Here is a 17,545-nt window from a genome sequence, read left to right as displayed (position 1 = left end):
GCACACACTCCATGAACCGTTGATAGTGATCATCAGTCAGGATGATCACTATCATACGATAGGCTAGCCAGACGTTTAGGATTGCGCGGATAGAAGCGTTCGGGCTGTCGTTCGATATGACTGAAGAAGCGGGTGTCTTTATAAGGCATTTTCATAAAACCTGCCACCCCCAGTCCTCGTATCTGTGGTATCGCTAAAATAATCTGCTGCAAGCAGGTTATAAACTCAGCCTCTTGAACAGGATTGAGTAGTGTAAACTGACTATGCACCTTAAGATGCAACGACATGCTTTCGAAGATGATCAACCCGGTATGATGAAGCTGATTAAGCTGTTTAATGGCAGCAATGATAGAAGCAGGCAGTTCTAAATTCTCTTCTGGATCTCGGCCATCCTCGAAATAAGAATGCAACCGACTTTTGCCATCAAGATTAGGGATCACCGCCACCTCGAAAGGAATCCGCTGTTCGGGTGCTGGAATAAACGCATCTTCACAGTATTCGCGTTCAATATGCAAAGTGCAACGGGCGTCGAACAAGCAACTCTTGAATATCCCCTTGCGATAGACAGAGCGGGCCAGGTTGACCAGATTATTGACCGTTGCCACAAAGGCTTCCCGTTGCAATGGGTTGTATAGATTAAGACTAGAATCGATATACACACCGTCAGCTTCCCAACGCACTGCTAGACCACCGACCACTGGGAATTTTCCCAGTCTACTTACCGCAGCCAGAAATGCCTTTTCGGTATCCCCCATCCCCTGGAGAAAGTTTTTGTAATATCGATCAAACTGAACATCATCAATATCCATAAATTGACTCTCAACTCCCTCCTCCTTTAAAAACGCTTTACGGGAGCTGTATACCACAGAATCCATTATCTTTGTCTGGGGGTGGACCCACACAGGTATTAGAGGCTGCAACGACTTCTTATTGAAATCAATCAGCAGCAATCGACTGATCGATGCCATATTCCTCAGCCAATAGTCACCTGCTTGATTGCGTACGTGAGGATCATCATCAAGTAGCCGATCCATAACCCGCGCGATCTCCTGAGGTAGCCCTAACGATGTAGGGGGAATCACATGGTGACCGAATCGACTAGACTGCCCTGACGCTAATGCATAAAGCGTTGCGGCCGCACCCTGCTCATCAAACCGGGGGGAAGAAAGACCGCCATTAATCTGCTCCTCACCAATAAAGTAGACATCACCAAGACGGGCATTACTGTGCTGCAGATCATCCGACATCAACTCCATCACATTAACACTGACATGCTGATTCGTTTCATCAAGCTGAGCAAAGACTGATGAGCCCCAATCAACAAGACAGATCTGCTCTGTGAGCGGATCAAAGATAATATTCGATGGTTTAATATCACCGTGTACTAATGGACGTTGGGAACGTATGGAAGCACCTCGCAGGGCATGAAGAATATCGACCAGCTGCTTGGCGATATGCACCAGTAATCGTGGTGACAGAGGCCCGCTCTGTAGCGCTAGTTTTTCCATGTCCAGCCCCGGCGCACGCTCCATCACCATAATCGCCTGACGACCGATGCGCTGAAATTCGATCAGTTTGGGTACCCGTGGGTGATCAATCTGTGACAGTATGAAAGCTTCTTCCTCCAAACGGTCTTGCACATGTTGTGGCAGAGTGATGCGGGAAAACTTGAATACCAGCTCCCGTCCCTGGCGATTGATCCCACCAAACACAAACGCGAACGCCCCCTTGCCAATCATTTCAATATTACGATAGCCCAGCTGTTCTAGCTGTTCTTGACAGAGACTAAACCACTCCTTGAGCTTACGTGCATCATTATGACTAAGCAGGTAGATCGACTGATCTTCTGGAATGTAAAACTGTTTAAAACTCGGCTTTTCCATCCTGACTACCCACATCTAAAACGATAAACTTCAAGAGAGCATATGCTCCATTTCTCAAACCTAATCCCACATCATTGGCGCAACTAAAGCACGATAAAGATCCAATAGTCTCAACGGAGCACTTTCAAGGTACAACTGCCACAATAGGCTGAAGCAATGAGGTTTCCACCGACCATCTAGAGAGAGGTTGAGTGTTTTGCAACTTCTTAATCGCACCTTCCCTAACTTTTATGAAGCGTCAGATACACTGTTGAAGTCATTAATTGCAACGATGTCTGAAATTGGCACTACGGAAAGCCTACTCCATCAAGTGGCTTATCATAAAAAATAGCCGAACAAGTACAGCCAAAGAATACTCTTTGCCTTGTACAAAAAAAATAAAAGCCATCATAACTATATGTATGACGACTTGTTAAAACCTACCCTAGTGACAAAATAGCTGTTCCGCCAGCTTGGCGGTCAATGCTTCAATATGGCTAAAGCTGGCGCGTTCTTTAATCAGCAGTTGCCCCAATGTCAGTGCCAAGCGCTCGGATTCTGCTCGTTGTTGAGCATCTTCAATCGATTCAATATCCAGCACATGGGCTAAACCAATCGTACGACGAATCACTTCAGTGCCCGCATAGCCCAGACTATCGGCTAACAAGCTCGACAGATACCAATCGGCAAATGCTGCTTGCTGCAGGCTTGGGTCTGTCGTTTCGTCACGTATATGCTGTCGAAACCGTTGCGCAATCGTATTCCACAGAATATTGATGCCATCGAGTAGCCACTGTTGATAGTCTTGACGCTCAGCTTGATCCCCCGGCAAATTAGACTGCCCGGCAATATTCAACACATAGTTACCGATGATGGAACCTATATCAAAACCGGCCGGGCCAACATAGGCAAATTCAGGATCGATAATCTTGCAGCCCGACGCATTAGCAAACACCGAACCCGCATGGAGATCACCGTGCAGCAACGCCTCGGCTTGGTTAAGGAACTTCATCTTCAGCTGTGCAACTTCCAGCTTCAGTGCTTCATCCTGCCATAACCTTTCGGCATCTGGGCGCAGGTATTCGTTGATACTGTTGCGCTCATGGTCACAGTAAGGGTCCCAGAAAAATAGCTCCTCGGAAATCTTACATAGATCCGGGTTTATAAAGGATTTCACCAACGCTTTTTTCGCATGGGCATCCAAATACAGATCGGAGGTATAAAACAGGGTATCGGCTAAGAAACGGCCTAGATGTTCCGCTAACAGAGGCAGCTTCTGACGAGCCACCATCACATTCCGAAGATTGTCATAAGCGCTGATATCTTCCATTACGATGGCGCACTGCTCTGCATCATAGTGGTACACCTCAGGCACTAGGTCAGGACAATGCTTTGCCTCCAACTGCAATGCTTCGGCTTCGATGCGTATGCGATCCTGCGACAGTGGCCAGCCCTCACCAATAATACGGATATAGGGTAGCGCTTGTTTGATAATCAGGCTGGTGCTGGCACCGGACACCCGGTAGACAAAGTTAATATTGCCATCACCGATTTCCTCGACCCGCAAAGGTTCATCGGCACTCAATAGATCGCTGTGCTGGCGCGCAAATGCGATCACATCAGCATCAGATGAAAATTGTCTAAAACTCATTTTTATCTTGGTTTCCGCAGCTATGTAAAAAAGCAATATAAGGGCTTAACTCAAAACAGCACGTGCTGATGAGATGATTGCATTGTGGCAAATCGTTTTGCCTCTGCATACCCCTTTTCTGACTCAACGGTTCCTGATAACTTAGGCGACCTTAAATGTCTTCCGAGTAACCCCCATGAAAGATCTATTGGCCACCAGTATAAAATATCAACAAGGGACGCTGCTTATACTCGATCAGCATCAACTCCCCCACCGTGAACAGTGGTTGCCCTGCGATAGCGCCGATACAATGATCGCGATGATTAAAAAACTGCAGATTCGGGGGGCACCGTTAATTGGTATCGGTGCAAGCCTTTTACTGGCCCACCTAGCAGAACAGGGCGCTAGCGCCGCTTCACTGCGCGCTGATGCCGAACGTTTACGTGCTGCACGGCCAACAGCGGTTAACCTGATGATCTGTATCGACCGAATGCTGGCAACACTGACGGAGCAAGGCCCTACGGCGCTAAGCCACTGCGCTGAGCAGCTGTTTAATGAAGATATCGCCTTATGCCAACGCATGGCAGACTTAGGTGCCGATCTGATTGCCGATGGAGCCAATATCTTAACCCACTGTAATACCGGCAGCCTGGCTACCGCTGGGGTTGGCACCGCTATCGGCGTGATCGGCGCGGTTAAACAGCAAGGTAAAGCGCTGCATGTTTGGGTCGATGAAACCCGTCCATTATTGCAAGGAGGCCGTTTAACCACTTGGGAGATGGATCGGCTCGGCGTCTCTCATACGCTGATCTGCGATAACATGGCCGCCCTATTGATGGCGCAAGGAAAGGTCGATGTAATTCTCGTGGGTGCTGACCGCATCGCCGCGAATGGCGATTTTGCCAACAAGGTTGGCACTTATTCGCTAGCGGTGATTGCACAGTATCACCAAGTGCCCTTCTATGTAGTTGCCCCCTACACCACCGTCGATGCAAACTGCCCCGATGGCAGTGCTATCCCTATCGAACAGCGCAACCCCGCTGAAGTTCAAGGTGTCAGTGGTAGTTTTGGCAAGGTCAATTGGGCACCGGATAGCACCCCGGTTTATAACCCGGCGTTCGATGTTACCCCCGCTAAGTTGGTCAGTGGATGGATTCTCGATACAGGTGTTTATCGCCCAGAGCAGATAGTAGCTGGCGCATTAACAACCCTTTAATACAGATAATAAAAAGCGACTCTCAATTGAGAGTCGCTGATAATGGCAAGCAATAGAGGCCGAACGGCACCGATAAATTACCGTATTACAAAAGGGTTACTCATCGGCTCGGAGGATGTATTAATCCACGTGGTTTTAGTTCTAACGTAATCTAGCACTGCCTGCACACCCGCTTCGCGACCATACCCCGATTGATTGATACCACCAAAGGGCGCAATCGGTGACGTGACCCGATAAGTATTTACCCAACAAATACCAGACTGTATCTTGCTGGATACGCGATGCGCTCTAGCAATATTCTGCGTAAATACGCCGGAACCTAAACCATAAACACTGTCATTTGCCATCGCTATGGCTTCTTCTTCCGTATCAAACGCAACAATCGACATCACCGGACCAAACATCTCAGTTTTAAGTGTTTCGATCTGATCGTGCGGACACTCCACCATTGTCGGCTCAAAGTAGTTTTCTGATCCATACTGTGGCGCACGCTTACCACCAAAACGAATATTAGCACCCTGCTCAACAGCCTTAGCCAACGTCGTTTCAATACACTCGACCTGAGCAAACGTACACAACGGACCGATATGGGTACGACTGGATTGAGGGTCGCCCATCACAATCTGCTTGGCTTTTTGTTCTATCTTATCGCATAGCTCTGCCAGTATTGAACGCTGAATAAAAGCCCGAGAGCCTGCCACACAAGATTGCCCAGAAGCACCAAAATTACCCGCAATTAGGCCATTGGCAGCACTTTCCAAGTCGGCATCATCGAAGACAATGATCGGTGACTTACCACCCAGTTCCAAAGAAGTGACGGCAAAGTTTTCAGCGGTATTACGAATCACATGCTTGGCTGTTTCTGGTCCCCCCGTAAATGCAAGACGATCAATATCAGGATGTGATGTTAACGGGATGGCACAATTAGCAGCGTCACCAGTGATGATTGAGACAACACCATCCGGAATACCCGCTTCTTTAATTAACTTACCCAGTTCGAATAACGGTGCCGGGGCTAACTCAGATGCTTTTAATACCACTGTACAACCGGCTGCCAACGCAGGGCCTAGCTTAGAGGCCGTCAAAAACATCTGCGCATTCCACGGCACCACCGCCGCTACAACGCCAATCGGCACAGGGGTGGTAAATACATGCATATCCGGCTTATCGATGGGCAGTGTTGCCCCTTCGATTTTATCGGCTAGGCCGGCATAATATCGATAATAACTGGCAACATAACTGGATTGGCTAACTGTCTCAGCCGCTAGTTTCCCACTGTCCGTTGTTTCAATCTCACCTAATTTTTGCGCATTTTTTTCGACTAAATCGGCTAAACGATAAAGCATTGCCCCCCGTTGAGTCGCATTCATACTCGCCCAAGGACCGCTATTCAGATTCCGCCTAGCCGCTTTCACAGCGCGATCGACATCCTCTTTATTGGCACAGGCAAAGGTTGCCCATGTTTCGCCATTAGCGGGATTGGTACTGTGCATCACCTGATTATCGAAGCCTTCGACCCAAGCACCATCAATCAGCAACTGGTAATGAGGTAAGTTATTATTTGTCATGGTCTGTCTCATCCAAAATATTAGGTAAAGGCGGGCATCACTTCATCAATAAAGCGCGCAAGCGACGTTTCTTTTTGTTCTCGGCTCATACCCGAGTCGGACCAATAGGAGAACTCGTCATAACCTAAATCCTGATAGTGTTTTAACCGATCGATAATTTGCTTTGATGTACCAATCATCAGGTCCTTGCGTATTTTTTCAGCAGAGTAAAAAGGATGCGCATCAATTTCAGCCTGACTTAAGCGCTTAATTAAGCCCTGATCAATCGGCCGCTCGTTTTTAAACCAAGCACCAAAATAGCAGTAAAATTCATTTAACTGTTTTGCCGCACGCGCCAATTCCGCTTCGTCTTTACCCACGTAGGCATGTTGCAAAATCATAATCTTAGGGCGTTTATTATAGGTTTCGCAGGCCTGATTAAATTTACTAATCAAGCCTTCTACCTCATCCAAGCCCTGCCACAACGGTGTCACTTGCACATTACAGTCATTTTCAACGGCAAATTCATGGCTATTAATATCTCTTGCAGCAACCCAGATAGGAGGGCCTTTCTCTGATAATGGTTTAGGCGCAGACGTCGTTTCAGGAAAGTTATAATGCTTACCTGTTTGTGTATGATTACCTGCCCATAACCCTTTGATTGCAGGAACCATTTCTCTAAGGCGCTCACCCGCTTCCCAAGCATCCATACCCGGCACCATGCGATCATACTCAAAGGAATATGCGCCTCGTGCAATACCCAGTTCTAGACGACCCTGCGTAATAATATCCGTCATGGCAGCTTCACCCGCCAGTTTTATAGGATTCCAATAGGGTGCAACCGCCGTACCTGTTCCTAAACGAATATGCTTTGTGCGATGTGCTAAATCGACTAAATTAAGAAACGGATTAGGTGCAATGGTGAAATTCATCCCATGGTGTTCACCTGTCCATACCGTACACATCCCGCCTTTATCAGCCATATCACATAATGATAAAAACTCTTCATATAATTGGACTTGAGTTTGCTCTTCGTCAACCCGTTCCATATGTGCAAATAACGAAAACTTCATTACATCACTCCCGTTTTATTTAGTGGATCTCGCCGGTTTGATTATCACCGACATATAAACGGAACACGCCGTTTTGCTTTTCAAGAACAAATCGCTGCAACATGCTTTGTATATCAGAAGAAACAAACTTGAGATCCGATATCTTATCGATATCAATATACTCACCCAGCCCACCCGCTTTCTCATTTAGGGCATTAGCTCGGTAATAAGTCGTGAATTTTTGCGCGTCTAGATTTTCATAGACTGAATAAACTGAACCCACTTCGCAATCTAATCCCTGACTCTCAAGAAATAAACGTATGCTCTTTTGTGAGCCTTGCTCAGAACGTATATCCACTTGCGGTAAGGTATAGCCTTTATCCGTTTTACTTAGCAGCACTTTATTATCAAATTCGATAATGCTGCCAACAACACCATCGAGAGAATGGGTAAGTTCCTCTGCACGATGCTCCATCCCTAGGCTGAAATAACCACCTTTAGCATAACCCAAACCTAGTTTTTCATTCGCGGCAAAATCATTAACCTGCCCAACTAACAGAATATGATCACCTGCAGGACTATTGCTAAAAGTAGTACAGGAAAAGTGCGCCACCGTATCATCAATAACCGGGCAGCCATGTTCATCACTGTGCCAAGAAATACCCTCAAAACGATCACCTTTAGCGCTAGCAAAAGTATTGGAAATATCTTGTTGGTCTTCAGCCAGAATATTCACAGCAAAGTGCTGGCAGGTATTGAAAATATCAAAGCTTGATAAGTTATTAGCCGGACACACCAACAATAAAGGAGGGTTCACAGAAACAGATGTGAATGAATTAGCCGTGAAACCAACCTTTTCACCTGAGTCACTCACCGCCGTGACCACTGTGACGCCGGTCATGAATGAACCAAACGCATTACGTAGTTCTCGGGTATCAATATTAGTCATAACTGATTCCTTATTTTATTTTTATACTGCATTGCTTTACAAATTTGACGAGCAACTGGTTAACTTCATCAGGATGTGTCATCTGTACCATATGGCGTGAATGCTCTATCACGGCATAGTGCCCATTAGGACAAATTGCCGCCATACGCTTTGACATATCCCCAGATGAGTTAGCATCCCCATCCCCTGTAATGAAGATTGCCGGCATTTCGAGCGATGCTAACGCCTCATCTTTAGGGCCATCATTTTGGCTAAATATCTGATACGCACGGGCATAGCCCTTTGCAGGTGCAGCGAGCAACCACTGTTCACAGAGGCTAGCCATCTGCTTTTCAAACCCTTTAGCGTTATCATCAAACCAACGTGAAATTGGCGTCGTAACATTACTCAGTACTGGATTTTCAATCATATCAAGCGCGCGTTGTTGCACGGCTTGCTTAGCCTGAGGACTGCGCCGATAAACGGAGTTCAGCGCGGCTACCCCGCTGCAGATCCCGCTATAACGGGCCGCAAAGTTCAGCGCAATCATAGATCCCATCGAGTGCCCCATCATAATAACGGGCTCTTTAATCTCTGCTTGGATCCACGTGGCGATAAGATCGACGTATTCATCTAAACCAGCATCCGCATCAGCCAATAAATCACTTTCGCCATGCCCAGGCATGTCAATGGCATACACCGTGTGATGCTCACTCAGTACCGGCACCTGATTAAGCCAAGCTTCCGCCCGCAGTCCAACACCATGTATTAACACGATGGGAGAACCGACGCCGGTCTTGAGGTAAGCAAGACCGGTCTCAGACTTAAACCGCTGCTGGGTTTTCAATGTCATGGCCTAACTCCTGAAGTTCCTGATACCGATCACCAATACGGTGATGAGGCCTACCACCTGTAGAGCCGCCCAACACAATCACAACTTCATCGGGGCCCGGTGCATCAGAAATATTGAATTGCAGTGTCAAATAATGTGAACGACGGCCGCCATCATTTTTGTCCATCATCGGAATCATAATGGGCGCATTCGCAGGGCCACGAGTATTCGTAAACGATAAGAATGATTTGGCTTGCACGGCTTCGCGGAAAATATTGCCAAAATGAAGTGTATGAATTAAAGCAGAAGCATGTTCTATCTCACCATTTTGACCAACCACGGCTGCTTTGCCGAATGCTTCAATATTGGTAGCTCCACCTGCCATCTCACTGATTTTATCTGTCAATATTTGGCCCAAAACAGGACCATAAGCCAAAATTTCAGGGCGTAAATTTTCAACATATCGACCTGCCCATGGATTTTTAATCACGGCCGCTACCGCAAACATGCGGACCGGTGTTTCGGCTTCTTTAAAACCTTCAATAAAGGTTTCTTCTTCAAAACTAACGATTTTTCTAATTTCAGGCTTCATTTCATACTCTCTCAGAGAAATAACAACGTTTATTGTATTATGGTATACAATCATATAATCTTACCGCATGCAACAAAACGTTCAGAAATATAGTAATCTGGATGCCTTAGTGCTCCGCTGTATAAAGAGAGCTTTACATGTCTAAATTTATGGAATCATGGACAGTATGTTAAAGGTAGATAGACCAAAGACTCTGAAAGAAAATGCTTTAGAGTCCCTGCGCGATGCAATCACAAGCGACCTCATCAAGCCGGGAGATCGACTAGTCGAACGAACATTATGCGAGAGCATGGGGGTTAGCCGTACAGTGGTACGAGAATGTATTAGGCATTTAGAGAGCGAACGATTAATCGTGGGTATACCTAACGCTGGCTTTATTGTCGCCACGATTAGCCGTGATGAAGTAAAAGAGATTTATGATATTCGGATTATGTTGGAATGTTCTGCTGTACGAAGTTGCGCCTTAAATGCTGATAAAGCCGTGATTGATAAGTTACATCAGTTACGCGAGCAGATTGCCAGTTGTCTGCAAAACACTGACGTTATGCAAGCTCTCAAGCTAACAACTGAGTTTTATAAACTCATTTTCACCACAGGCGGCAAACACGTTTCTTGGGATTTAGTCGAACGCCTGAATGCGCGTATTTCAAGATTACGTGCGCTAACCCTGAGCTCCACAGGTCGTAAAACAAAAGGACCTGTAAATTTATTAAATATCATTGATGCGATTGAGCAGAAAGATGCCGACCGTGCCGAAGAGATCTGTAAAAAGCACCTTACTGAGGCTGCTGAAATTGCATCCAAACTAATATAACGGAAGGTCATAATGGATAAAGCACTATTTGAATTGGGTTTAAATAAACGCAAAGCCACTCTAGGCGACGATTACGTCTCTAAGAATCTGGCCAAGGCTGACGCCTTTAATTTACCATTCCAAGAAGCAATGACCGAGTGGTGCTGGGGTTTTGGCTGGGGCGATGACACCCTTGATGTAAAAACCCGTTCATTAATGAATCTCACCATGATTGCAGCGTTGGGAAAAATGCATGAATGGGAACTTCACCTACGTGGCGCCATCACCAATGGTGTGTCTGTTGATGAAATTCGATCCACTATTCATGTTATTGCCATTTACTGTGGGGTTCCACAGGGGGTGGAGTGTTTCAGAATCGCCAGAGATGTTCTCGAAGAACTCGATCTTTTAGCATAAAGGGCCTGCCCCTTACACGGCGCAGCACAATCTTGCCTATTCGCTGCGCCTCAGCATATTAAAAACGATGATCAACTTTATTGGGACAAGCTTAAGGCTGTCTCATAACTTTTTGACGCCTAATAAAAGGCTTCGAAGCATTGTCTTGTGGACGCTTAATAGATAACACAGACCATCAACCTCTAACAAAAACATATGAGTAAAATAAAAATGTCGATTTTAGATTTAAATGATAATTCATTATTAAAGACACAAGCCTATATCAACGGTCAATGGATCGATGCTGAGTCAGGTAAAACCTTTGATGTAACAGACCCAGCAACAGGCAATGTTATCGCGAAGGTGGCAGATCTAGGTGTCATAGAAACACGTTATGCCATTGAAATAGCGGAACAGGCTATGCAGTCTTGGAAAAAAATGACCGCTAAAGAACGCTCTGTTTTATTAAGAAAATGGTTTGATTTAGTCATCGCAAACCAAGATGACTTAGCTACCATTATGACGGCGGAACAGGGCAAAATACTCTCTGAATCTAAAGGAGAAGTGGCTTACGGTGCATCATTCATAGAGTGGTTCGCCGAAGAAGCGAAGCGTATTTATGGCGACGTTATCCCCAATACTACTGCTGATCGACGCTCCATTGTTATCAAGCAACCCATTGGTGTTGTTGCTGCGGTGACGCCTTGGAATTTCCCCAACGCAATGATCACCCGCAAAGCCGCACCAGCATTAGCGGTAGGTTGCGCTATTGTCTTAAAGCCTGCGGCAGAAACTCCGTTATCAGCACTGGCCCTCGCAGAACTCGCAGACCGAGCCGGTATACCTGCCGGATTATTTAATGTGGTGGTGGGTCTAAATGCACCTGAAATAGGTACTGAACTAACATCCAACCCGATCGTTAAAAAGTTCACTTTTACCGGCTCGACCCCCGTGGGTAAATTGCTCATGCAGCAATGTGCACAGACGGTTAAACGTACATCCATGGAGTTGGGCGGCAACGCACCCGTTTTAGTATTTGCCGATGCCGATTTGGACAAAGCAGTAGACGGCGCTATTGCAGCGAAGTACCGCAACGCCGGACAAACCTGTATTTGTGCCAACCGCATTATCGTGCAGGACAGCATTTATGATGCGTTCGTTGAAAAATTCACCGCTAAAGTGAATACATTTAATCTAGGCAATGGCTTTGATAGTTCTACTACCTTAGGTCCTTTGATTACCGCTAAAGCCGCTGCGAATGTTCATTCACTTGTTGTCGATGCGCAAGCTAAAGGCGCAACAGTGACAACCGGCGGAAAAATTGGCGCGATGGGGAGCACCTTCTACCAACCCACAGTATTAGCGAACCTAAGCAGCGATATGCGGATAGCTAAGGAAGAAATCTTTGGCCCTGTTGCGCCGATCTTCACCTTCAGTACAGAAGAGGAAGCGATAGCGATAGCTAACGCGACCGAATTTGGTCTGGCTTCCTATCTATTTACTAAAGATATATCCCGTGTTTGGCGAGTTTCTGAAGCAATAGATTACGGTATGGTCGGGATAAATGAAGTGTCTATCAGCTCTGAAGTGATTCCTTTTGGCGGTGTGAAAGAATCAGGACAAGGCCGCGAAGGCTCTAAGTATGGTGTAGATGACTACCTTGAAATTAAATACATTTGCATGGGCGATATTTAGCACATAAAGCCTCGCAGCAACCGGGTTAAATAGGCCTTCGAAGAACTCATCCCGCCGGAAAACAAGCTCTGAACGACTTCAGAGCTTGTTACACAGCCAACGATGACATAGCTACGTTATATAAACTTTTGCGATGCCGTCGAGGCGGTTTATCGACTTTGCGCAGAACAAACCCTATCACTCAATAGCGGCATCATTACCAAACTAACGAAAGCTCACTAGTATTGATCCCCCTACCCATCTTTGCCCGTATTCTCTCGGGCCGACAACATCGATTGTTGTCCACTCCGGCTCGAACAACACGCCAACCGTCACATTATTTATCGATAAATATTAACCGTTGCCAGCCTAAACCCTTTAGCTAGTCAGAAATAAATCGGTATTAATTTTTATATTTAAAAACATATAGATACGTAACAAATCATAATTTCAAAATAATACTTTTGTTTTTTTTCTTAGGTCTAACCAGTCTTTTAACGGCAACAAATAGCATTTGATCGCGTATTTGTATTATGGTATACCATAATACAGCAACAAAAGATTATCCGCGTTTGTCTCTTTCTCTCTTTCCAAGAAAGTAAGAACAGACATCAATTAATAAAAAAAATTAAGGGGATATGCCACATGCAGCCCGGAAAAATCATAGCTCGTGAGGGCTTCTTCCATGGGATACACCCAGGGATGGGGATCGCCTCTAAAGCAATGGTATTAGCCTTTGTGCTATTCACCGTTCTCAATGTAGATTTCGCTAATGGAATCTATAGCGATGTCAAAAATTGGATCCAAGCAACACTGAGCTGGTATTACATTACAGTGGTCAGCCTGGTATTGTTTTTCTCGATATGGGTAGCCTTCAGCCGTTTCGGAAATCTTCGCTTAGGTAAAGACGATGAAAAACCAGAATTCGGCTTCGTTACTTGGTTCTCGATGCTGTTCAGCTGTGCGATTGGTACCGGCATTTTATTTTGGAGTATTGCAGAGCCAATCTTCCACTTTCAGGGTAACCCCTTTATAGAAATGGCCGGTATTACTGCCGGTACGGCTGAAGCTGCACAAATGGCTATGCGCATTACCCTATTTCACTGGGGTTTACATGGCTGGGCTATCTATATCATGGTCGGCCTGATTCTGGCGTACTTCGCTTATCGTCGAGGCTTGCCCCTCACTGTTCGATCAGCGCTCTACCCTCTGTTAGGTGATCGTATTTATGGCCCGATCGGTCATGCCGTAGATCTGCTAGCAATATTCAGTACATTATTTGGTACAGCGACAACCTTAGGTTTAGGTGTATCCCAAATGAACGCAGGGCTAAACTACCTATTCGACCTTGAAATATCGACAACTACGCAGGTTATCCTGATTGCCATTATCTCAGTGATTGGCACATTATCAGCTGTCTCAGGTGTTGAGAAAGGCATTAAATTTCTCAGCATTTGGAACATGCGCATCAGCTCTATCTTGATTCTTTTCTTCCTACTGGCTGGCCCTACCGTATTTTTACTAGGTTTATTCACCACAAGTGTAGGCGACTACATGTGGAACTTGATTCCAATGGGATTCTGGACTGACCCTAACCCTGAACGCCAGTGGCAAGGCTGGTGGACAATCTTCTATTGGGGATGGTGGTTATCTTGGGGTCCTCTGGTTGGTATGTTCATTGCTCGTATTTCCCGCGGCCGAACGATTCGTCAATTCTTATTATCCGCGTTAACCATTCCCCCATTAGGCGGATTCTTGTGGATCGTTATTTTTGGTGGCACTGCACTCCACATCGAATTGTATGGCGCTGGCGGTATCGTTGAAGCCGTTAATAACGATATGACCCTAGCACTCTACAAGACCATTGAGTCCATTGGCGTGGAGTGGTTAACATGGCCCATGTCTGCATTGGCAACGTTCATGATCATCACTTGGTTCGTTACTTCAGCGGACTCAGGAACGCTGGTGATCTGTACCATCCTTTCAGTCGGTGATAAAAATCCTCCTCAACGCTTCCGTATTATCTGGGGCCTTGGTCTTGGTGCAGTCTCTGCCGTACTACTGATGGCAGGTGGACTTAAAGCGCTGCAAACAGCCTCAATTGCCGCAGCTCTACCGTTCTCAATTGTTCTTCTCTTTATGTGCGCCGCATTCGTAAAGGGACTCAATGATGAAGCCAACGGCGTGGTTTATCCCACCTCGCCCAAGAACGAAAATAACGAGAAAAAAGCATTCCTCGCTAGCGAAGCAAAAGCTTAAAGCGAACTGTTCGTCTCATCAAACGATTCCATCAACACTAGAATGATGGAATCGTTTCACATCACAGTACTGCGCGTTCTGTGCTCGATTAAGTCTTTTCAGCCTGCTGGTATCCACACTCTATCGCCCATCACTCTCTCAGTGATAGAGATATAAAGCCAACTCAAGGTATCTTAAAAATCAAGTGAGTAACCAAAATGCAATTTAATAACAGCGAAGAAATTATTGGGGATATCCGTTAAGGTCGGATGGTCATTTTAGTCGATGATGAAGATCGAGAGAATGAAGGAGATCTTGTTATGGTGGGATCAGCGGTCACACCTAACAATATTAATTTCATGGCGATACAGACAGATAGCCCAGCATACTGGAGTTTATGCCATCGCTAACGCTATCAAATCTCCCAAACCTCCCCTCAAAATTTAGTCATCAAACTTAGGAAACTGATCGGCAATCGCACTACCGGAATAGTTAGCCACCCACCCTTCGGGATTATTAAACAGTCGAATCGCCGTAAAATCAGGCTCTGGCCCCATATCAAACCAATGAGGGGTATTGGCGGGCACCGAGATCAGATCATCTTTACAGCACAGCGCTCTATACACCTTATCTTCGATATGTAGGTAGAAGATCCCCTCGCCCCGTACAAAGAAGCGTACTTCATCTTCGCTGTGGGTGTGTTCACTCAAAAACTTCTGCCGCAGTTCATCTTTGGCGGGGTTATCGCTGGCGAGGCTGATGGTATCAACCGTGATGTAACCCTGTTCATCTTTAAGTCGCTGAATCTCAGCAGCATAGGCAGCCAAAATCTCGTCAGCTTGACTGCCAGCACTGATTAGCTGGGCGGCTTGCCAACGCTCAAACCGTACCCCTACGTTCGCCAATTGTTGGCTAATGTCAGCAGCATCACAGGTAACACTTAAGGGTTGTTGCGGCTTGTCATCCTGATATATACGTAATTCACTCACGTCTGAATCCTCTTGTTTAACTATGCGTTCAACGCTATCTGCTGAAAATTTTCGACCACCGGATGGTCACTGACAACCGGTTCATCCCGAGCCAACAGAACCGTTGCCATCCCCGCTTCTCGGGCCGCATCCAACTCTTCGACTATATCCGATAAAAACAGTATTTCAGTGGCTGGCAAACCGATATCCTCGGCGATCTTGCGATAAGCAGAAGCTTCCCGTTTATGGCCAATATGGGTGTCGTAATAGCCACTGAATAGAGGCGTCAGATCACCAAAATCACTGTGACCGAACAACAGTTTTTGCGCCTTAACCGAGCCAGATGAAAACACATACAGGGCTAGCCCTTGCTGTCTCCAGCGCTGTAAATATTCATAGGCATCATCATACAAGTGACCCCTAAAATCCTTATTCTCATAGCCGTTGACCCAAATCAGCCCTTGCAAGTTTTTCAGCGCGGTGACTTTTTTATCCTGCTCGATCCAGTTTAAAAATGCGCTGATCAGCGTCTCTACATCGGCATCCGGTTGCCCTAATACTTCACGGGCCTCCGTTAAGATAGATTGCACTGTCTCACCATCTGCGTGACTGCGTAGATAATCGGACAGATGTTCATAGGCATAGGGAAACAACACCTTATGCACAAAATTAATATCGGTGGTGGTGCCTTCAATATCGGTTAAGATCGCTTTGATCGTCATACTCTATACATCCTTATTTCACCGCCAACCGGCGCATCTCTAACTCGCAGGCAAACAGAAACTCTAACCCTTCAAGATGTCGACGTGCTTCTGCGATATCCTTACCCCAAGCATAGAGACCGTGGCCACGCACGAGGAATCCCCAACTCAGTGGTGATTGCTGCCAACGCGCTGCAAGTTGCTCGGCTAACGACTGCATATCTTGGGTATTATCAAACACCGCCAACTGGATGGCCGCCTCATGGCTGGTGTTTCCCGCTAGGGATTTTTGCATCTCATAACCAGAGATCGTCAGCCACTCGCCAGTTGCCAGACGGGACAACACCGTAGACGCGACCGAGTGTGTATGTAACACCGCACCGATCTGCTGATCCAACTGATACAACCGCGTATGTAACAATGTTTCTGCAGAGGGCTTTAACGTGGTAGCAAGCGGATTCCCCTGCAGGTCAACGCGCAGCAGATCATCTGACGTTAAGCGCCCTTTATGCCGTCCAGAAGCCGTTACCAAAGCCAACTCATCGCCTAGCCGCGCCGAAAAATTTCCGCCCGTGGCTGGACACCAACCCTGACGATCAATCCAACCGCCAGCATCGATAAGCGCCGCTGAAAGAAGTGCCTGCATGCATCATTACTCAGTCTAAAAATGGTGGCTTAGTGTACTCGATTTTTGCGCCTCGACAAATCTAAGGCGAGATGAAAAAGAGCACCGGTATCGATCGAAGCAGAGATGAGTTAAAGGGGATTTTAACGATACTTGCGGAGTAATCGATGATAAAACGAGGTCATGCGACAAATCTAACGACTAGCTTGAGGGCTAAGGTCAGAGTAGAGAACCGCGTTGACGAGGGGCAGAGACAATATTACTCGTTAGTACTTTGCAGGCTTTGCATATAGCTATTGAGTACCAAATTATCCTTTTTGCCGCTTTTAGTAATCGCCATATACTGCATTGAATAACTAGGGAAGATGCGAATAAGTCCTTCCCATGAGACAATTAATTTTTAACCTTCGAGCCTGACCATGTCACATCAACTTACTTTTGCCGACAGTGAATTCAACAATAAGCGTCGTAAAACACGCAAAGAAATTTTC

Annotated in this window: 16 protein-coding genes; 6 read left to right on the top strand and 10 right to left on the bottom strand. The window is 46.2% G+C overall.

Going from position 1 to position 17,545, the window contains the following annotated elements; all coding sequences use genetic code 11:
• Positions 1-32: 32 nt before the first annotated feature.
• Together ACN0T0_RS17490 and mtnK are read right to left on the bottom strand one after the other, a co-directional pair.
• Positions 33-1,883 (bottom strand): protein kinase domain-containing protein, encoded by a 1,851-nt coding sequence (locus tag ACN0T0_RS17490; protein ID WP_417228020.1) that lies wholly within the window; start codon positions 1,881-1,883, stop codon positions 33-35.
• A gap of 424 nt (positions 1,884-2,307) precedes the next feature.
• Entirely contained in the window at positions 2,308-3,513 is a 1,206-nt protein-coding gene (gene mtnK / locus ACN0T0_RS17485) for an S-methyl-5-thioribose kinase (protein ID WP_417228019.1), read from the bottom strand.
• A gap of 175 nt (positions 3,514-3,688) precedes the next feature.
• Here mtnK and mtnA point away from each other — a divergent pair, with 175 nt between their 5' ends.
• Positions 3,689-4,708 (top strand): S-methyl-5-thioribose-1-phosphate isomerase, encoded by a 1,020-nt coding sequence (gene mtnA, locus ACN0T0_RS17480; RefSeq protein WP_417228018.1) that lies wholly within the window; start codon positions 3,689-3,691, stop codon positions 4,706-4,708.
• Between the two features lie 77 nt (positions 4,709-4,785).
• Here the strand turns inward: mtnA and ACN0T0_RS17475 are convergent, their stop codons facing one another.
• The 5 genes from ACN0T0_RS17475 to ACN0T0_RS17455 are packed head-to-tail and all read right to left on the bottom strand — an operon-like array spanning position 4,786 to position 9,659.
• Positions 4,786-6,276 carry an aldehyde dehydrogenase gene (locus ACN0T0_RS17475; protein WP_417228017.1) on the bottom strand — a complete coding sequence of 497 codons (1,491 nt, stop codon included), beginning with the start codon at positions 6,274-6,276 and terminating at the stop codon, positions 4,786-4,788.
• A gap of 20 nt (positions 6,277-6,296) precedes the next feature.
• Positions 6,297-7,328, bottom strand: coding sequence for an LLM class flavin-dependent oxidoreductase (locus tag ACN0T0_RS17470; RefSeq protein ID WP_417228016.1), 1,032 nt, complete (start codon positions 7,326-7,328; stop codon positions 6,297-6,299).
• Between the two features lie 19 nt (positions 7,329-7,347).
• Positions 7,348-8,256: a flavin reductase gene (locus tag ACN0T0_RS17465; RefSeq protein WP_417228015.1), complete on the bottom strand. Its 909-nt coding sequence runs from the start codon at positions 8,254-8,256 to the stop codon at positions 7,348-7,350.
• Positions 8,257-8,266: 10 nt separating this feature from the next.
• On the bottom strand, positions 8,267-9,088 hold the full coding sequence (locus tag ACN0T0_RS17460) for an alpha/beta fold hydrolase (RefSeq protein ID WP_417228014.1): 822 nt from the start codon (positions 9,086-9,088) through the stop codon (positions 8,267-8,269).
• Complete coding sequence (locus ACN0T0_RS17455; protein ID WP_417228013.1) at positions 9,060-9,659, bottom strand: amino acid synthesis family protein; 600 nt, start codon at positions 9,657-9,659, stop codon at positions 9,060-9,062. The genes ACN0T0_RS17460 and ACN0T0_RS17455 overlap by 29 nt, the downstream gene beginning before the upstream one ends.
• 166 nt (positions 9,660-9,825) lie before the next feature.
• On the opposite strand from ACN0T0_RS17455, the gene ACN0T0_RS17450 reads away from it, so the two are divergent.
• The 5 genes from ACN0T0_RS17450 (at position 9,826) to ACN0T0_RS17430 (ending at position 15,170) form a co-directional block, all read left to right on the top strand.
• Positions 9,826-10,473 carry a GntR family transcriptional regulator gene (locus tag ACN0T0_RS17450; protein ID WP_417228012.1) on the top strand — a complete coding sequence of 216 codons (648 nt, stop codon included), beginning with the start codon at positions 9,826-9,828 and terminating at the stop codon, positions 10,471-10,473.
• A gap of 12 nt (positions 10,474-10,485) precedes the next feature.
• Entirely contained in the window at positions 10,486-10,869 is a 384-nt protein-coding gene (locus ACN0T0_RS17445; protein WP_417228011.1) for a carboxymuconolactone decarboxylase family protein, read from the top strand.
• Between the two features lie 210 nt (positions 10,870-11,079).
• Positions 11,080-12,543, top strand: a complete 1,464-nt coding sequence (locus ACN0T0_RS17440) for an NAD-dependent succinate-semialdehyde dehydrogenase (protein ID WP_417228010.1) — start codon at positions 11,080-11,082, stop codon at positions 12,541-12,543.
• A 624-nt stretch (positions 12,544-13,167) separates the two neighbouring features.
• Positions 13,168-14,781 (top strand): BCCT family transporter, encoded by a 1,614-nt coding sequence (locus ACN0T0_RS17435; RefSeq protein WP_417228009.1) that lies wholly within the window; start codon positions 13,168-13,170, stop codon positions 14,779-14,781.
• 248 nt (positions 14,782-15,029) lie between these two features.
• Complete coding sequence (locus ACN0T0_RS17430; protein ID WP_417228008.1) at positions 15,030-15,170, top strand: 3,4-dihydroxy-2-butanone-4-phosphate synthase; 141 nt, start codon at positions 15,030-15,032, stop codon at positions 15,168-15,170.
• Between the two features lie 33 nt (positions 15,171-15,203).
• On the opposite strand, the gene ACN0T0_RS17425 is transcribed toward ACN0T0_RS17430, so the two are convergent.
• From ACN0T0_RS17425 to ACN0T0_RS17415, 3 genes are read right to left on the bottom strand one after another with little or no spacing between them, the layout of a single operon-like run.
• Positions 15,204-15,749, bottom strand: a complete 546-nt coding sequence (locus tag ACN0T0_RS17425; RefSeq protein WP_417228007.1) for a 1,2-dihydroxy-3-keto-5-methylthiopentene dioxygenase — start codon at positions 15,747-15,749, stop codon at positions 15,204-15,206.
• A 20-nt stretch (positions 15,750-15,769) separates the two neighbouring features.
• Positions 15,770-16,450: an acireductone synthase gene (gene mtnC / locus ACN0T0_RS17420; protein WP_417228006.1), complete on the bottom strand. Its 681-nt coding sequence runs from the start codon at positions 16,448-16,450 to the stop codon at positions 15,770-15,772.
• Positions 16,451-16,463: 13 nt separating this feature from the next.
• Positions 16,464-17,075 carry a methylthioribulose 1-phosphate dehydratase gene (locus ACN0T0_RS17415; protein WP_417228005.1) on the bottom strand — a complete coding sequence of 204 codons (612 nt, stop codon included), beginning with the start codon at positions 17,073-17,075 and terminating at the stop codon, positions 16,464-16,466.
• Between the last annotated feature and the right edge of the window lie 470 nt (positions 17,076-17,545).

The sequence above is a fragment of the Amphritea sp. genome, assembly GCF_048266285.1.
GTDB lineage: Bacteria > Pseudomonadota > Gammaproteobacteria > Pseudomonadales > Balneatricaceae > Amphritea.
Note: the sequence above shows the minus strand (reverse complement) of the source record. Positions and strands in the feature narration are given on the sequence as shown.